The sequence below is a fragment of the Streptomyces sp. PA03-6a genome (assembly GCF_033792765.1).
In the GTDB taxonomy this organism is placed as follows: domain Bacteria; phylum Actinomycetota; class Actinomycetes; order Streptomycetales; family Streptomycetaceae; genus Actinacidiphila.
Genome location: NZ_JARAVK010000628.1, coordinates 1 through 594, shown reverse-complemented (window position 1 = coordinate 594; position 594 = coordinate 1). Strand labels below are relative to the sequence as shown.

General features: G+C 72.1%; 1 pseudogene. It reads left to right on the top strand.

What is annotated here, in order from left to right:
• Positions 1–121: 121 nt before the first annotated feature.
• Positions 122–594 (top strand): annotated as a pseudogene (locus PV350_RS46950) (hypothetical protein); the annotation flags it as partial.

Sequence of the window (594 nt, the reverse complement as noted above, 5' to 3'; positions counted from 1 at the left end):
TCTTTTTTGTTTTGTTTTTTCATGTAGAAAGCTGCATACAGGATGTCGAGAGGTATCGTGGTCTCGGAGTGGTGTTTAAGAGACAGTTCCCGGTACGGAGACGCCGCAGGCCAACGCATCCGTGCCCGCCGTCGCGGAGCCCGTCGCACCCGCTTCCACCGAGGCGCCGGTGCCCGTCGCGGGCCGTACGCACGGTGGGGCGTCCGGGCCGTCCACCGGGAACGTCATCCCCGCCCCGGCGAACGCCGTGGGTGCCGAATCCGCCACGGAATGGGACACCGCGATGTCGATCAGCCCCGCCGCACAGCCGCCCGCACCAGCGCTCGTGCTGGAGCGGGAGCCGATCACGATGATCCCGGCCGCCGCCGTGACCGCGACCGTAGCCGCGGCCGCCCCGCCGGTGCCGGTCGTGGAGCCGCAGGAGCCGCCGGGCCCGGCCATCTTCGGGGCGCCGCTGCCCGTACAGCCGCCCCGGCAGGAGAGCACCGCCGCGCTCGTGCGCGGGCTGCGCAGCGAGATGCTGGAGGCCCACCGGGAGGTGCTGGACGCCCAGCGGGCCCTGCGCGACCAGCTGGCAGCCCTGCTGTCCGCCCC